Source organism: Vibrio sp. 10N (assembly GCF_036245475.1).
In the GTDB taxonomy this organism is placed as follows: Bacteria; Pseudomonadota; Gammaproteobacteria; order Enterobacterales; family Vibrionaceae; genus Vibrio.
The window spans coordinates 2,198,861-2,216,411 of sequence record NZ_BTPM01000001.1; the positions used below are offsets into that span (position 1 = coordinate 2,198,861).

Here is a 17,551-nt window from a genome sequence, read left to right on the forward strand (position 1 = left end):
TAAATGCTCCTTAGTAAAGTGAATTCTTGTTTTCTTCGATGAACTTGTCATCAAGACGACCAAACATTTTGTAGTAAGTCCAAGCTGTGTAGCAAAGAATGACTGGAACCATAACAAACGCTACCGCTGTCATCAGGTTCAGAGTCAGCTCACTTGACGTCGCATCCCACATGGTCAAGCTGTGGTTTGGATTCATGCTGCTAGGCATTACGAATGGGAACATTGCAAAGCCAGCAGTGAAGATGATGCCACCGTTCGCTAGAGAAGACGCAATGAACGATACCGCACACTTCTCAAGACGCGACGCTAGAACCGCTAGCAGAGGCATAACCACGCCAAGTGCTGGAGCAATCCATAGTAGTGGGTACTTCTCAAAGTTTGTCATCCAAGCACCTGCTTCGCGAACCACTTCTTTAACCAGTGGGTTTGAAGCGGCGTTGCCGTCGATGCTGCTTACTACTAGGTAACCATCAATGCCTTGGATCCAGAAACCTGCACCAACAAATGCCACTACTGTAAGTAGACCCATAATTTGCGCTGTGTTGCGAGCGCGAGTATGGATGTCACCTGTCGTCTTCATTTGTAGCCAAGTAGAGCCTTGAAGCAAGATCATAAACAGGCTTACCAGACCACACAGTAGTGCGAATGGGTTAAGCAGGCCGAAGAATGAGCCGTGGTAAGTCGGCATCATGAAGTCGCTTAGCTGGAATGGTACGCCTTGTAGCAGGTTACCAAACGCCACACCGAAGATAAGTGGTGGTACGAAACCACTGATTGAGATACCGATATCCCAAGCGTTACGCCATTGTTTGTCTTCTAGCTTAGAGCGGTAGTCTAGACCGATTGGACGTAGCCAAAGTGCTGCTAGAGTTAGGATCATCGCTAGGTAAAAACCAGAGAACGACGTTGCGTACACTAGCGGCCAAGCAGCGAATAGCGCACCACCAGCGGTGATTAGCCAAACCTGGTTACCGTCCCAGTGTGGGGCGATAGAGTTAATCATTACACGGCGCTGTGTGTCCGTTTTACCTAGGATAGGCACGAGTGCACCTACCCCCATATCAAAACCATCGGTGATAGCGAAACCAGCGAACAGTACGCCGATCAGTACCCACCAGATGAATCGTAAGACTTCGTAATCAAACATTCTTTTTCTCCTTGCTTACGCTTCTACTTGACGACTAACTTTGTTCTCTACCGTTTCGACGTTTTGTTCGAAGTGGTAGCGACCTGTCTTCAAGCTACTTGGGCCTTTGCGTGCAAATTTCACCATTAGGTAAACTTCGGCAATTAGGAACACCGTGTATAGAGCGATGATTGCGAATAGGGATGTCCAGATCTGACTCGCTGTCAGGGCTGATGCTGCCACGTGTACAGGCAGGATTTCACCTACGGCCCATGGCTGACGACCAAATTCAGCAACAAACCAGCCGGCTTCTACGGCAATCCATGGTAGTGGAATGCTGAATAGTGCCGCTTTAAGGATCCATTTTTTCTGTTCAATTTTCTGACGACATGTCTGAATGAACGCCGCACCAAATACGAATAGCATGATGAAGCCACACGCAACCATGATACGGAACGACCAGAATAGTGGCCAAACTGTTGGGATAGAATCATCCGCTGCTGCTTGGATTTGATCTTCTGTCGCATCAACCACCTTGTCGGTGTAACGCTTAAGCAGTAGACCGTAACCAAGGTCTTGCTTCACGTCGTCAAACGCTTCTAGGTTTGCGTCTGTACGCTCGCCTGCACGCAGTTTTTCTAGGAGTTCGTACGCGTACATACCGTTACGGATACGATCCACGTGCTCTTCACGTAGGTCACGAAGACCTTGAACTGGTGTGTCGATAGAACGTGTTGCGATGATACCCATTACGTATGGGATCTTAAGCGCGAAGTCGGTTTCCATCTTGTCTTGGTTTGGAAGACCAAACACAGTAAACGCTGCTGGAGCCGGCTCTGTGTGCCACTCTGCTTCGATTGCTGCTAGCTTCACTTTCTGTACATCACCAAGCTCGTAACCAGATTCGTCACCAAGAACGATAACAGAAAGGATAGAAGCCATACCGAATGACGCTGCAATCGCGAATGAACGACGCGCAAACGCCACATCACGGCCTTTCAGTAGGTAGTAAGCACTGATACCCAGTACGAACATCGCACCTGTGGTATAGCCTGATGCTACTGTGTGTACAAACTTAACTTGAGCAACTGGGTTGAGTACCACTTCTGCGAAGCTAACCATTTCCATACGCATGGTTTCGAAGTTGAACTCTGCGCCCACTGGGTGCTGCATCCAACCGTTCGCCACAAGGATCCAAAGTGCTGAGAAGTTAGAACCAAGCGCAACCAACCAGGTAACCGCTAAGTGTTGACGTTTTGAAAGCCTATCCCATCCGAAGAAGAAGAGTCCGACAAAGGTGGATTCGAGGAAGAAGGCAACGAGGGCTTCGATCGCCAGCGGCGCACCGAAAATATCACCCACGTAATGGGAATAGTAGGACCAGTTCGTACCAAACTGGAATTCCATGGTTAGGCCAGTAGCCACACCTAGTGCGAAGTTAATACCAAATAGCTTACCCCAGAACTTGGTCATGTCCTTGTAGATTTGCTTGTTGGTCATTACGTAGAGGGACTCCATGATGGCAAGTAAGAATGCCATACCGAGAGTCAATGGAACGAACAAGAAGTGATACATTGCCGTAATTGCAAATTGCAATCTCGACAGATCAACAACGTCTATCATGGTAACTCCTTTTGTGTCGGCTGAACGACACTTTCTACATTATGCGCCGAGGATACTTGTTTAAGTGAAATTAAACTTGTTGAGCAAACCAGCATCCTTGTTGCAAAAATGTACCTCAATGGTTAGTTAATTGTTAAGCTTGCGCTAATATAGCTGGCGCTAATATTACTGTTAAATTAATTCATTTTCAAAAGGTTTATTTGCAGGGATTGCTTTGATTTACGTCAATAAACACTGAACGACGATTGTACGATCTTTGGTCACATTGATGCAGGTCAAGTTTGTGTGTTTTTCGTAACCAATTTGGGGAGTGATAAATTCGGCTATGGGAGGGCAATACCCCTTTAGGGGCAATGGATTATAGCGTTTTTCGTGATTGAAAGGAAAATCAATCGATGACTAAATTAAAAGCAGCAATAAAACAAATGCCAAAATAAAGTCGCACATATGAAATATTACTTTACAAATATGCAGCTCATAAATTGGTCTAACTAATTTCATTTGCTCGGAATAATACTTGAATTGCATATCACAACTCTACATTGTTAATACCAATGTAGGCTCGTCATCCTGATGACAATGAGGATCTCCCATAGCGCAAGACTAACTCACTTAGTCATTCTACTCTCTGTGCCCTACCGTTAATGAATCACTCGCTGCATGAGATTCCCTTTTGCAAGGGAATGACGAGATCTATGAGTCTTCACGATATGGGCGCAGTTTTGCAAGAGAATGGGGGAAAATTGGGAATGCAGAGTGAGAAAAGAAGGCGGTACAGTGACCGCCTTAAGCTTTATCAATCCCAAAATGCAGATAGGCTCTGTCTGAGGCGATACGCCCTCGGGGAGTTCGTTGCAGGTAGCCTTGCTGAATAAGGTAAGGCTCAATCACATCTTCGATGGTGTCTTTCTCTTCGCCGATCGCCGCAGCAAGGTTATCGAGACCGACAGGACCACCAGAAAACTTCTCCATAATCGCAAGCAGCAACTTTCTATCCATGTAATCGAAGCCTTGGTTATCGACATCTAGCATGTTGAGCGCTTTATCGGCAATCTCAGCACAGATATGGCCATCACCTTTGACTTCTGCGTAATCGCGGACGCGACGCAGTAGACGGTTGGCAATACGTGGTGTACCACGAGCACGTCGAGCAATTTCTAGCGCCCCTTCTGGGTCCATCGACAGTCCCAAGCATCGAGCACTGCGCTGCACGATATTTTGTAGGTCAGCAATCTTGTAGTATTCAAGACGCTGAACAATACCAAATCGGTCACGAAGCGGTGATGTCAATGATCCTGCCCGCGTCGTTGCACCAATCAGCGTAAACGGCGGCAAATCGATTTTAATAGAACGCGCCGCAGGTCCTTCACCAATCATGATATCTAACTGGTAATCTTCCATCGCCGGATACAGTACCTCTTCAACCATCGGGCTTAAGCGGTGGATCTCATCGATAAACAACACATCGTTTTCTTCGAGGTTGGTCAATAGCGCCGCAAGGTCGCCCGCTTTTTCTAACACTGGGCCAGAAGTGGTACGGATGTTGACGTCCATTTCATTAGCTACGATATTCGCCAGCGTGGTTTTACCCAGACCTGGAGGTCCGAATATCAACAGGTGATCGAGCGCTTCGTTACGTAGCTGGGCAGCTTTGATGAAAATTTCCATCTGGTCACTAACGTGCTCCTGACCTTCATAGTCAGCCAGCTTCTTAGGACGAATGGCTCTATCGATGACGTCTTCATCACGAAAAACCGGATTTTCTGGTGCGATTAAGCGATCAGCTTCAATCATGGGTGATGTCTCTCTAGATGGATCGCATGGTTATGAAACCAAAAGTACGTTATTAAACCATAGCACGCAGCGCTTCACGGATCAGCGCTTCGCTGGTCATATCAGGCTTCGCCACTTGGGAAACCACTTTGGATGCTTGTGTTGGTTTATAACCCAACGCCAGAAGTGCGCTCACCGCTTCTTCTTCAGCACTCTCGCTAGACATCGCACCAACGCTATCCATTGGTGCAGCATCGGTCGCAGGCGTGAACAGATCACCAGCACCCCACCCTTTCAGGCGATCTTTCATTTCAACCACAAGACGCTCAGCCGTTTTCTTACCAACGCCTGGCAGTTTGACTAAAGTAGAAATGTCTTCACGCTCAACGCATGCGACAAATTGGCTGGCGGACATGCCAGATAGGATACCCAGACCTAGTTTAGGACCGACACCGTTAGCTTTTATCACTTCACGGAACAGTGCACGTTCACGAACGGTATTGAATCCGTAAAGCAGTTGCGCGTCTTCACGGACGACAAAGTGGGTGTAGATAATGGCTTCTTGACCAATTTCTGGCAGCTCGTAAAAGCAGCTCATCGGCATTTGCACTTCGTACCCGACGCCACCCACTTCAATCAGTAGTTCAGGGGGTTGCTTTTCGATTAGCGTGCCACGCAGTCGTCCTATCACAGTCTATATCTCATGTTCGTTGCAATAGGGCTTAGGATATAGAATAACTGGATGGGTATCCAGTTATTCTCATCAAATTTTAGCTCATGGCCGCACGTAGCCGCTCCGACAGTTCCGTGCCTTCGGCGATCTGTTGATTGAGCTGATCGCTGATGGTTTGAATGTCTTCCGCTATCGCTTTACTGCCGGTCACAGAGCGCGCTACATCGCTACTCGCTTGGTCCAACTCACCAATGGCTTGGTTTTGCTGCGTGACTAAATGGCTAAGATCGGTGATTTCAGTTGAGATAACTTGCACTTGCTCGATCATTTGACTGAGCTCTTTCACCGTGGTTTGAATGGTCTGCTGGCCTGAGTCGATCTCTTGCTGGCTATTGCTGATCAAAGTGCGGATCTCTTCTACCGAGTTACTGGTTTTCGACGACAGCTCCCTCACCTGTTCAGCTACCACAGCAAAACCTCGACCATGATCCCCGGCTCGCGCCGCTTCAATTGCCGCATTCAGTGCAAGTAAATTGGTTTGTTCAGCCACTGAGGTTATCAGCTCGATCACTGAGACCACTTTCTGGTTACTGTTATCAATATTAGCTATCGCTTCTGTCGACGCGTTGAGCATTTCTGAACTGCTTTCCGCTTGCTGCTTAATGGCGTCCGTTTGCCCAATCACCTGCTCCATGAAATTGACCGACTCTTGAGTAAAGGAAGAGAGCTGCTCAAGCTGCTGGCTCATTTCTTCCGCAGCGCTGGCCTGGGAAGCGCTATTGATCCCCAAAGAGTGGACGTTGGCGTTGAGCTGCGACGACTGAGTGTTTACTTGGTGTATCACGCCATCCAGTTCCTGCACACTTTCGTTGACCGCCACCAGCATGCCATCCATTCGTTTTTCACCTTGTGACGCTTTTTCAGCTTGAAGGGCACTCTCTTTCATCGCCTTTTCTGCCCGTTGAATAGCATGCTCTTTTTGTTTTGCGGTAAAGCTCTGCGCAAAGCAAATCACACAAAGGGGCAACAGCATCCCAGACCATATCTCTACATTCTGTTTTGACTCTGAGAGTGAAATAGTAGGGAAAGAAAATCCGCTGGTATGTTGGTAGGTCATCCATGCCGCTACGACCAAGATCCCTAAGCTCCATGTCAGAGCCATTGCTCTCGAGGCCGACAGATAAAACGCGACGATCAACAGTGGCGCCCAAAATGATTGGGTCGAGTCCACAATTCCGCCGCTTTGATAAATGATGTTCACTGCGTGTAACACCATACCCAAAAAGCCTATGTTGAGTGCAAGAGTGATTTGCTTAGTAAAGCGCAGCACCGCTAGACCTACTATTTCTAGCACGATGAGCAATACAGACGTCACAAACAGCAATGCATGGCCGTTAGATTGCCATTTTACAGCACTGTATAGACCGACAATTAACGCGATGACAGTAAACACTGCGGTGATTTCGGCCTTACGAAGTGTGTTGCGGGAGAGACTTTGAGCGTTATTAATTAAATTATGCCACATGCCTTTGTTTTCCTTATTATTGGTCCTTTGACGCACTCATCGGACCAATATTAGAAAGTTAACAAATGATTAACAAGGTGAGATAGGGAAAAGACTCTAAAACTGTGGACTAGTTATCGTTAAAACTATCGGTATCCACTGCTATAAACGTTTGAACCGGATGTTTAAATTGTTAGCGATAGCGACCTTTTCTGGCCCCTGTCGCTTTACCCGCCAGTGCCACTAACGTTTTGTTAGTATTGGCATGACAAATCGCCACACCTAATGCATCGGCAGCATCGGCTTGCGGTTTTGAAGGCAATTTCAGCATCGCCATAACCATGTGCTGAACCTGAGCTTTGTCTGCACCACCAGTCCCCACAACGGCTTGCTTGATGAGCCTTGCCGCATACTCATAGACAGGAAGGTCGTGATTCACCGCAGCTACAATGGCACTGCCCCTCGCTTGACCTAGCTTGAGAGCAGAGTCGGCATTTTTTGCCATAAAGACCTGCTCGATGGCAAACACGTCCGGTTGGAACTGAGTTATGATTTCGCTAACACCGGCATAGATTTGTTTTAATCGACCGGGTAGTTCTTTCTCTGAGGTACGGATACACCCGCTCCCCAGATACTGTAAGTGTCGACCTTGCTGACGAATAACGCCGTAGCCTGTGATCCGTGAGCCAGGGTCGATTCCTAAAATAATTGACATGTATGCGTCCGTTTAGAGTTACCTGCCATGGTGAGTCCTGTGGGTTTTGTGACATTGTTTCTTGTATAGTGGTATTAACTATACCGAATTTAGAAACAAAAACTCCCGCAAATGCGGGAGTTTTTGTTGTGTGTTGCGATGCTACATAGTAACGATCCTGTTGTTCCCCCCCCTTTGTAAGGGGGAGTTGAAACGCTCGCTGCGTACCGCCGTAACACACGAGAAAGATTAAGCGTCTTTCTTCTCTTTCGCTGCCGTTACTGCAATCGCTAGCTCTTCAAGTGCAGCTGGGTTTGCTGCGCTTGGTGCGTCTGTTAGTAGACACGCTGCTGCGGTTGTTTTCGGGAATGCGATAACGTCACGGATGTTCTCTGTACCACATAGAAGCATCACTAGACGGTCAAGACCGAATGCTAGACCTGCGTGTGGTGGTGTACCGAACTTCAGTGCGTCTAGTAGGAAGCCGAACTTCTCACGTTGCTCTTCTGCATCGATACCTAGGATCTCGAATACCGCTGCTTGCATTTCTGCGTTGTGAATACGAACAGAGCCACCGCCGACTTCATAGCCGTTTAGAACCATGTCGTATGCGTTAGAGTTTGCTGCCGCTGGGTTCGCTTTTAGCTCTTCCGCTGTCATGCCAAGAGGAGACGTGAATGGGTGGTGCATTGCGTGCAGGTTACCCTCGTCATCTTCTTCAAACATTGGGAAGTCAACAACCCATAGTGGTGCCCACTTAGACTCGTCTGTAAGCTCAAGATCTTTACCAATCTTAAGACGTAGCGCGCCCATTGCTTCAGCCACTGTGTTTGCTTTGTCGGCACCAAATAGGATGATGTCGCCAGACTCAGCTTCAGTGCGCTCAAGAATGCCGTTGATCACTTCTTCGTTCAGGAACTTAGCTACTGGAGATTGGATACCTTCCATGCCAGCAGCACGGTCGTTAACCTTCATCCATGCTAGACCTTTCGCGCCGTAGATACCTACGTACTCAGCATAGCTGTCGATTTGCTTACGAGTCAGTTTAGCGCCGCCTGGTACACGGATAACCGCTACGCGACCTTTCTCGTCGTTTGCTGGACCAGAGAACACTTTGAACTCTACGTCTTTCACTAGATCAGCAACGTCCACTAGCTCTAGTGGGTTACGTAGATCTGGCTTGTCGCTACCGAAACGACGAATCGCTTCAGAGAATGGCATTACTGGGAACTGACCTAGGTCTACGTTCAGTAGCTCTTGCCACATGTCGCGAACCATTTTTTCAGTCACTTCACGTACTTGGTCAGCCGACATGAATGACGTTTCGATATCGATCTGAGTGAATTCTGGTTGACGGTCAGCACGCAAGTCTTCATCACGGAAACACTTAACGATTTGGTAGTAACGGTCAAAACCAGACATCATCAGTAGCTGTTTGAATAGCTGTGGAGACTGAGGAAGTGCGTAGAACGAACCTTTGTGAACGCGGCTTGGTACTAGGTAGTCACGAGCACCTTCTGGCGTTGCTTTAGTCAGTACTGGCGTTTCGATGTCTAGAAAGCCGTTGTCATCTAGGAAACGACGAACAAAGCTAGATGCTTTTGCACGAAGTTTAATACGATCGCTCATCTCTGGACGACGTAGGTCGATGTAACGGTACTTCAGACGTTGCTCTTCAGTGTTCGTTTGGTTGAAGTCTAGAGGTAGCACGTCGCTACGGTTGATGATCTCAAGACCTTTTGCAAGGATCTCTACTTCACCTGTTGCCATGTCTTTGTTTACTTGGCTCTCTGGACGTACACGAACTTCACCAGTTAGCTTGATGCAGAATTCGTTACGAAGTTGGTTCGCTACTTCATACGCATCAGCCATATCTGGATCAACAACAACCTGAACGATACCTTCACGATCTCGCATATCAATAAAGATAAGACCGCCTAAATCACGACGACGGTTTACCCAGCCGCACAGTTCTACAGTTTGTCCTGCAAGGGACTTGTTCAGGTGACCACAGTAATGGCTACGCATAATGAATTTCCCAATTTCCGATTGTTTATATGAAATCTATATTGTGGGTGATGGCATGAAAAGTCGCCAATACTAAATCCACCCACAAAATCAAAGGTTCATTTATACTCGGAAAATCGTCTAAAATCGACCTAATTTGACAGAATTGTTGTGTTTAATTGCCTGTTGCTACGCGAGAACACCTGAAACGGACAAAATATCAACAAATCCTATTATTTACTGACTTCTGTTTATCGGCTTTAAGGGACTAAAATGAGTGAAGCGAATTTGCGACTTGGGCTAACCATGTGGTCTCACAATGAGTGGCAGCACTCCTTCTATGGCAAAGGCACCAAACCTGGGGAGCGCTTAGCACGCTATGCGTCTGTGTTTGATACAGTAGAAGGCAACACAACGTTTTACGCTACGCCAAGCGCAAAGACCGTCGCTAGTTGGAATGATGCCACCTCCGATGATTTTCGTTTCACCTTTAAACTCCCTAAGGCGATTACCCATGAGCGAATGCTTAACCAATGCCAAGACGAGCTCACGGCTTTCTTACAGGTGATGGCACCTTTGCACCACAAAGTCGGCATGTGGACGATTCAGTTGCCGAGCAAGTTTTCACCCGCTGACCTCCGTGCCTTACAAGCGTTCTGTGCTAAGTTTCCATCTGAAATGAAACTTGGCGTTGAAGTGAGGCATTTGGGCTTTTTCAATAAATCCGATGAAGAGCGAGTGTTTAATCAATGGCTGATGGAGCATCACATCGACCGCATTATCATGGATTCTCGCCCCGTTTTTTCCGCAGCTCCCACAACAGCAGCCGTCATTGATGCTCACGAGAAAAAACCTAAAGTGCCTGTGCACGCCATTGCCACCGCGGATCATCCAATGATCCGCTTTATTGGCCACCCTGAGATGGAGGCCAATAAAGAGTTTTTTAAACCATGGGAGAAGAAGTTGGCACAGTGGCTCAAACAAGGTAAGCAACCCTATTTAATGATCCACACCCCCGATAATATAGAAGCGCCGGAACTCGCAATAAAGCTGTATGACCAACTGAAAACATCGTTAGCTGGCGACATTACTTTAGTTGATAGGCCGACATTTCCTTGTCTTCGAGATGACCATCAAATCTCTATGTTTTAGCTGCGGATGAGCTCAGTAGGCTTGCTATTGAAAGCAATAATGACATTTCGCGTTAAATGACGTAAAATGCGCGCCTTTTTTATTGCGACCGTCAGAATCGGCAATGGGGGAACCTTAATATGCAGAATCAAGACACCATTTTCTCTGCTCCTATCGACAAGATTGGTGATTTCACCTTTGATGAGCGAGTAGCGGAAGTCTTCCCGGATATGATCCAGCGTAGTGTACCTGGCTACAGCAATATAATTTCTGCTATTGGTATGCTTGCTGAGCGCTTTGCCAAACCGCACTCTACCATTTACGACTTAGGTTGTTCGTTGGGTGCTGCCACCTTATCGATGCGCCGCAATATCAGCCAAGAAGGCTGCCAAATCATTGCCGTGGATAACTCATCTGCGATGGTTGAACGCTGTAAACTGCACGTTAATGCATATCGCTCAGACACACCGGTAAAGGTTGTGGAAGCCGACATTCGTCATATCGAAATTAAAGATGCCTCGGTTGTGGTGCTTAACTTCACCCTACAGTTCTTATCGCCTGACGATCGCCAAGCGTTACTCGAAAAGATATACGCAGGCCTGCGCCCTGGTGGTATTTTGATCTTGTCAGAGAAGTATGTGTTCGAAGACGAGAACTCCAATGAATTGCTTATCGATTTGCACCACGATTTCAAGCGTGCGAATGGCTACAGCGAGCTGGAAATCAGCCAAAAGCGCAGCGCGATTGAAAATGTGATGCGTCCAGACTCCATCTCGGTTCATAAAGAGCGATTTAAACAGATTGGCTTTACCAGCTACGAAGTCTGGTTCCAATGCTTTAACTTCGGCTCGATGTTCGCCATAAAGTAGTCTGCAAGCTATAAATAACCTGCACACTGTTTGTACCCTAGCTATTGTCACCCATTATCCGTAGAGAGTTTCATGTTTAACTTTGCTAATTTTTATCAGCTCATCGCTCAAGACACTAAGCTTCAGCCTTGGCTCAACATCCTGCCTCAGCAACTTACCGACTGGCAGAATGCCGAGCATGGTGACTTTGACCGTTGGTTACGCGCCCTGGCGAAAATCCCGACTGGCCAGCCTGATAACGTTGAACTGAAATCGGAAGTGTCATTGGCAAACAATGACCCTCTGGCGATGGGTGAAATGAAAAAGCTGGAAAACCTGCTGCGCACCTTCCACCCATGGCGCAAAGGCCCATACCGTGTTCATGACATTCATATCGACACAGAATGGCGCTCTGACTGGAAATGGGACCGCGTACTTCCACACATTTCACCGCTGAAGAACCGCTCTGTTCTGGACGTAGGTTGCGGTAATGGCTATCACATGTGGCGCATGCTAGGTGAAGGCGCGCGCTTATGTGTCGGTATTGACCCTTCACATCTCTTCCTAGTGCAGTTCGAAGCCATCCGTAAGCTTATGGGCGGTGACCAACGTGCACATCTATTGCCTCTGGGCATTGAGCAGCTACCGGAACTGCAAGCGTTCGATACTGTATTCAGTATGGGCGTTCTGTACCATCGCCGCTCACCACTCGATCACCTGATCCAATTGAAGAACCAACTGGTTGCTGGCGGTGAATTGGTGCTTGAAACCTTGGTGATTGAAGGCGACGAAAATGCGGTACTCGTGCCTGTCGATCGTTACGCCCAAATGCGTAATGTGTACTTTTTCCCATCGGCACGCGCACTTAAGGTATGGTTAGAAAAGGTTGGGTTTGTCAACGTACGCATCGTTGATGAAAACGTGACAACGACGGATGAGCAACGCACGACAGGCTGGATGACTCACAATTCACTGCCGGAGTATTTGGATCCTAACGACCCAAGCAAAACCGTAGAAGGTTACCCTGCACCACGACGTGCCGTGTTAGTTGCTGAAAATCCGAGCAAATAATCTCATTTGATGAGAAATCGTTGCCAAATACGACAACTTTAACCGCGCTTTTATAAGTCTGACGTAGCTCTGACAATAGGGAGTATCGCACTCCCTATTGGTTACGATAAAATCCCTACAATTCCAGTTCCATTTTATTGTTTTTTAGGGTTTAAGATGTATAAACGCTTGGCACCTCTTGTCGCCATCGGCCTACTTTCAGGTTGTTCTACAATCAATCACCAAGAACTTCATCAAAACACCATCAGTGCAATTCAAGAATCTGAAGCTCGCCTCGACAACAAACTGACTAACCTCACGCTTCAGTTGAGCAATAACGCAGACTACATTGATAGCTTAGAAACCGAAGTCATCGCCCTCACCAAAGAAGTCGAAGCTTTAAAGCAAGCACAACTTGGCGAAGACCTAGATGAAAAGCAAAGCAAGCCACTACCAATTATCGCACCTAAAGCGTCCTCTTCTGCTCCTGTTGTTTTAGGCTCCGTTGAACAAGTCCATCTTGATATCCTCGACCGCAGTTTTGATGCGCGTGTGGATACCGGCGCTGTGACCTCTTCACTCAGCGCATCAGATATTCAAGCATTCGAAAGAGATGGCAAACAATGGGTGAAATTTAAACTTCTTGAAGAAAAGTCTCGCAAAGGAAACGATCGCTGGATAGAAGCACCGGTAATTCGATATGTGAAGATTCGTCAATCAACCAGTGAAAAAATGGAGCGCAGAGCCGTAGTTGAACTTTGGATCCGTGTTGGAAAAATCCATGAAAAAGCACAATTTACACTGGCAGATCGCTCACAAATGACCCACCCTATATTACTAGGACGAGAATTTATTAAAGATATTGCTTTAGTTGATGTAAGTCAGCAATATATACTTTCATCTAACAAGTAGTTTTCTTTAAAATAACACCTCCTTCAGGGAAGCAATTACAATAATAAGGTTGTTTATGACTTCACGTATTCCATTTTTCCTATCTGTAGGATTACTCATTGTAGCGGGTATTGCGCTCAGTGTTATTAGGCACGATACCTATGGCGTACCATGGACTCCTGGCGAAACACGCCAAGTATGGGACATCGAAGCCCGTGTCGAGTTTAACGCCATTGGCAAACCAGCGAAGGTTTCGTTAGCGGCACCATACACTCAAGAAGGTTTCACATTAATTGGTGAGTCCGCTTCCTCACCTGGCTATGGTGTGTCTTATGTTGACTCTGATGCGGGTCGCCGCGCTGAATGGTCGATTCGCGAAGCACAAGGTCCACAAACCATCTATTACAAGACTCAATTCCTTGTGGACGACCAAGCGTTGGCAAACTCAACTCCGCCAACAGAAGATGTCATTAAACCTACCTTTGATGGTCCAGAAGAAGCCGCTGCAGTTGCCATTTTAGACCGCGCTCAATCTCGTTCATCGGACAATGTCACTTTCACTCGTGAGCTTATCAAAGCGCTGAACGACAACGACAGCCAAAACTCAGCTCTCATTCTTAATAACATGACTAAACTGCAAGCGGCAGCAAAACTGCTCGCGTTTGCTGAAGTTCCAAGCAAAGTCGTCGGCGTTATTGAACTGGAAGATGGTCGCCGTCGTCAGTCCATACAACAAATGCTGAGTGTCTGGGACGGAGTCAAATGGCAGATCTTCTCACCAGAATCGACAGAAGGTAAGAAACAAGCCAACCTTCTAGTGTGGGACGAGTCCAACGTATCACTGCTTGATGTTGTCGGTGGTAAAGACAGTAAAGTGCATTTCACCATGATTGCGCAAGAGGTCTCTCCTCAAGAAGCAACCAACAGCAAAGTGGATGCCGACGGTCTATTGAACTTCTCAATTCATAGCCTACCGCTCGAAGAGCAAGCCATGTTTAAGACCATTATGCTGATCCCTATCGGCGCGCTGATTGTGGTGTTCTTGCGTATCCTAATCGGTCTTAAAACTTCTGGTACCTTCATGCCTGTACTGATTGCCGTCGCATTCGTACAAACTCAGCTTGTGACGGGTATTGTCGGTTTCCTATTGATTGTCGGTACCGGTCTGGTGATCCGTAGCTATTTATCAAAACTCAACTTGCTGTTAGTCGCTCGTATATCCGCGGTCATCATCACGGTAATCTTGATAATCTCTATCTTCACCGTAGTAGCGTTTAAGATTGGTTTGACAGAAGGTCTATCTATTACCTTCTTCCCTATGATTATCCTATCTTGGACAATCGAACGTATGTCTATCCTTTGGGAAGAAGAAGGTGCCAAAGAAGTGGTGCTGCAAGGCGGTGGCTCACTACTGACAGCAGTACTGGTATACCTTGCGATGACCAACCCATATATTCAGCACCTAACGTTTAACTTTATCGGTCTGCAGCTGGTTATCCTTGGTGGTATCTTGCTACTAGGTACTTACACAGGTTACCGACTCACTGAACTGCGTCGCTTTAAACCACTGACGGAGGACTAATCTATGCTTGGAAAGCTAACCAGTCCTTTTAAGCTTCGTGATCGCGGTATCATGGGTATGAACCAGCGTAACCATGGTTACATCGGTAAATACAATGACCGCTCGAAGTATCCACTTGTGGATGACAAGCTAAAAACCAAAATCATTGCTGAAAAAGCTGGCGCGACCACGCCAGCCCTCATTGGCGTCGTCAATAACCAGGCGGAAGCAAAACGCATCCATACTATGGTTAAAGATTGGCCTGGCTTTGTAATTAAACCTGCGCAAGGCAGTGGTGGTAAGGGCATTTTGGTGATAGTGAGCCACAAGGATGGTGTTTACACTAAGCCATCTGGCGCCACGATCAACAAAGAAGATGTTGAACGTCATATCAGTAACACCCTTGCAGGTCTGTTCTCACTTGGTGGTAAGAACGACGTAGCGGTGGTTGAAAACTTGATTAAGTTTGACGACTGCTTCGATGGCTTTAGTTACGAAGGTGTGCCAGATGTACGTATTATCGTATTCCAAGGCTACCCTGTGATGGCGATGATGCGTTTGTCTACGTCAGCTTCTGACGGCAAAGCAAACCTGCACCAAGGTGCCGTAGGTGTTGGTATCGACATTGCCACTGGTAAAGCAGTACGTGCAGTACAGTTTGACCGCCCTGTGACCCATCACCCAGATACGGGTAAAGAGCTTGCAACGCTCGCTGTACCGCATTGGAAGCGACTGTTAACTCTGGCTTCTAGCGCGTATGAAATGACCGGGCTTGGTTACATGGGTACCGACATGGTTCTCGACAAAGAAGAAGGCCCTATGGTCCTCGAGCTTAACGCACGTCCGGGACTCGCGATTCAGATTGCTAACGGCTGTGGCATTTTGCCAAGACTGCAGCACATCGAATCTTTGGGTACACCAAACCCATTCGAGTATCCGAGCCCAGAAGAGCGCGTCGAGTACGCTGCAAAAATGTTTGGTCATGGCGAAGACGCTTAAAGGACACTAATCAGAACAAAGCGCTCTTTATCAAGGGCGCTTTTATTTTTTCCATATCAAGCGCTATCAAAAACATACGCCAATTCTCAATCCCCACCGATCAAGTTCACAGTTTCCATCTGCACACTCAAAACAAAGCCAAACACTTCAAAATTCAACATTAAGCAATAAAATCAATACGTTACAAGGGAAAACTCAAAAATACCAAACCCACTCACATTCACCAAGTAAATTCCACCTTTCGTAGGAGCGTATTCCTTTACGATATAGCCTCCACAATTCAGATAGTTAGCTATCGTTCACATTGTTGCATTACGCTTTATCTCCTTAACATACTCCTTGTCACGTTGTTTCTACATAAATTGATATTTGTATCATTTCACTCCGCGGTTTAGGTCTTTGCGTCTAGGATGCACGCGCCTAAATGATGCAATAAAACCATCACTGTTTCGCAAACCTCTAGCGCCAAAGCAAAAAACGAGAAACGACCATCGCCTCTTGTTTGACCGCTGATGAGTTTGCACATCGGAGATCTTTATGACCAAAACCGCAATAAGCACTGCCCTCTCGCTTTCACTTCTTTTTCTTTCTGGATGTGGTGCTGAACAAAATTCCGAATCACTTTCTTCTTCTGTTGAAGTGAGCACTGTGGCGATAACCCACAGCGAGGTCTTCCCAACGACTGAATATGTCGGTCGAACTCGTGCCCCTGAAGACGTACAAATTCGCCCACTGGTTTCTGGACGATTGATCACCAAAGCGGTGGCTGAAGGTGCAGATGTGAAAAAAGGCGAACTTTTGTATGAGCTAGACCCGCAGCCGTTTCAAGTCCGCCTCAACGCGGCCAAGGCTGAGCTTGCAAAAGCAAAAGCTAAGATGCTTCAGGTTCAGCGTACCTTAAATCGCGCAGTGAAACTTCATAACGAAGGCTCCCTCTCTCCCCTAGAGTTTGAAGAAGTGGAGTTGGAAGAGACCACGTCAATTGCCGCTTATGAAATCGCTAAATCTGAATTCGACAAAGCTCAGCTCGAGCTCGATTGGACTAAAATCTATAGCCCTATCGACGGCCGCGTCAGTAACTCTAGCTACAGTATCGGTGACATTGTGACGCCAGAAGGCCAGCCATTAACAACGGTGGTTAAACTCGACACCACTTGGGTGAATATTTCCGTAAATGAGACTTCTGGACTGGCCGAATTCCAAGAAGCTATGCTGCTTGATGAAAAGCATGCCAGTGAGTTTGAGGTACACCTCAAACTGTCTAACGGCGCGACATATCCATACGCTGGCCAAGTGGGCTTTGTCGACAACCGAGTTGATGTCGAAACAGGCACTATTACCGTTCGTCTCAACTTCCCGAATCCAGACTTACTGTTATTGCCCGGTCAATATGTCACGGTAGAAGTGGTGGACGACTCCCTATCGCCGCTGTCGGTGCCTAGTGAATCGGTACAGTTCGACCAAGGCGGTCACTTTGTTTATGTGGTTACTAACGAAAGTCTGATCGAGAAACGCTACATCCAGTGGTACCAGCAGCTTGAAAATGTATTCCTCGTTGAATCCGGTGTTGAGTCTGGTGAGCAAGTTGTCACTGAAGGTTTGCAAAAAGTAAAACCAGGGTCATCTGTATCTGCTCACTCTCCAGAGACAAGTTCGGCGGCTGAGGGTTAA

Annotated in this window: 14 protein-coding genes; 7 read left to right on the forward strand and 7 right to left on the reverse strand. The window is 47.1% G+C overall.

Annotated elements, in window-relative coordinates; genetic code table 11:
* Nucleotides 1-10: 10 nt before the first annotated feature.
* The 7 genes from cydB to aspS form a co-directional block, all read right to left on the reverse strand.
* Nucleotides 11-1,147, reverse strand: a complete 1,137-nt coding sequence (gene cydB, locus AAA946_RS10240; RefSeq protein ID WP_338164774.1) for a cytochrome d ubiquinol oxidase subunit II — start codon at nt 1,145-1,147, stop codon at nt 11-13.
* 15 nt (nt 1,148-1,162) lie between these two features.
* Nucleotides 1,163-2,749: a cytochrome ubiquinol oxidase subunit I gene (cydA, locus tag AAA946_RS10245; RefSeq protein ID WP_338164775.1), complete on the reverse strand. Its 1,587-nt coding sequence runs from the start codon at nt 2,747-2,749 to the stop codon at nt 1,163-1,165.
* A 786-nt stretch (nt 2,750-3,535) separates the two neighbouring features.
* A complete protein-coding gene (gene ruvB, locus AAA946_RS10250; protein WP_338164776.1) occupies nt 3,536-4,543 on the reverse strand; it encodes a Holliday junction branch migration DNA helicase RuvB in 1,008 nt (335 codons plus the stop codon).
* Between the two features lie 52 nt (nt 4,544-4,595).
* Entirely contained in the window at nt 4,596-5,213 is a 618-nt protein-coding gene (gene ruvA, locus AAA946_RS10255; RefSeq protein ID WP_338164777.1) for a Holliday junction branch migration protein RuvA, read from the reverse strand.
* A gap of 79 nt (nt 5,214-5,292) precedes the next feature.
* Nucleotides 5,293-6,720, reverse strand: a complete 1,428-nt coding sequence (locus tag AAA946_RS10260) for a methyl-accepting chemotaxis protein (protein WP_338164778.1) — start codon at nt 6,718-6,720, stop codon at nt 5,293-5,295.
* Nucleotides 6,721-6,892: 172 nt separating this feature from the next.
* Nucleotides 6,893-7,414, reverse strand: coding sequence for a crossover junction endodeoxyribonuclease RuvC (ruvC, locus tag AAA946_RS10265; protein ID WP_338164779.1), 522 nt, complete (start codon nt 7,412-7,414; stop codon nt 6,893-6,895).
* Between the two features lie 228 nt (nt 7,415-7,642).
* Nucleotides 7,643-9,421: an aspartate--tRNA ligase gene (gene aspS, locus AAA946_RS10270; protein ID WP_338164780.1), complete on the reverse strand. Its 1,779-nt coding sequence runs from the start codon at nt 9,419-9,421 to the stop codon at nt 7,643-7,645.
* A gap of 252 nt (nt 9,422-9,673) precedes the next feature.
* Between aspS and AAA946_RS10275 the strand changes: the two genes are divergently transcribed.
* The 7 genes from AAA946_RS10275 to AAA946_RS10305 all read left to right on the forward strand — a co-directional run bounded on the left by AAA946_RS10275 (nt 9,674) and on the right by AAA946_RS10305 (nt 17,551).
* On the forward strand, nt 9,674-10,552 hold the full coding sequence (locus AAA946_RS10275; protein WP_338164781.1) for a DUF72 domain-containing protein: 879 nt from the start codon (nt 9,674-9,676) through the stop codon (nt 10,550-10,552).
* A gap of 119 nt (nt 10,553-10,671) precedes the next feature.
* A complete protein-coding gene (gene cmoA / locus AAA946_RS10280; RefSeq protein ID WP_338164782.1) occupies nt 10,672-11,400 on the forward strand; it encodes a carboxy-S-adenosyl-L-methionine synthase CmoA in 729 nt (242 codons plus the stop codon).
* Between the two features lie 72 nt (nt 11,401-11,472).
* Nucleotides 11,473-12,450 (forward strand): tRNA 5-methoxyuridine(34)/uridine 5-oxyacetic acid(34) synthase CmoB, encoded by a 978-nt coding sequence (gene cmoB / locus AAA946_RS10285; RefSeq protein ID WP_338164783.1) that lies wholly within the window; start codon nt 11,473-11,475, stop codon nt 12,448-12,450.
* A gap of 156 nt (nt 12,451-12,606) precedes the next feature.
* A complete protein-coding gene (locus tag AAA946_RS10290) occupies nt 12,607-13,341 on the forward strand; it encodes an ATP-dependent zinc protease family protein (RefSeq protein WP_338164784.1) in 735 nt (244 codons plus the stop codon).
* Between the two features lie 55 nt (nt 13,342-13,396).
* Complete coding sequence (locus tag AAA946_RS10295; protein WP_338164785.1) at nt 13,397-14,902, forward strand: inactive transglutaminase family protein; 1,506 nt, start codon at nt 13,397-13,399, stop codon at nt 14,900-14,902.
* 3 nt (nt 14,903-14,905) lie between these two features.
* A complete protein-coding gene (locus AAA946_RS10300; protein ID WP_338164786.1) occupies nt 14,906-15,880 on the forward strand; it encodes an alpha-L-glutamate ligase-like protein in 975 nt (324 codons plus the stop codon).
* Nucleotides 15,881-16,417: 537 nt separating this feature from the next.
* Nucleotides 16,418-17,551, forward strand: a complete 1,134-nt coding sequence (locus tag AAA946_RS10305; RefSeq protein ID WP_338164787.1) for an efflux RND transporter periplasmic adaptor subunit — start codon at nt 16,418-16,420, stop codon at nt 17,549-17,551.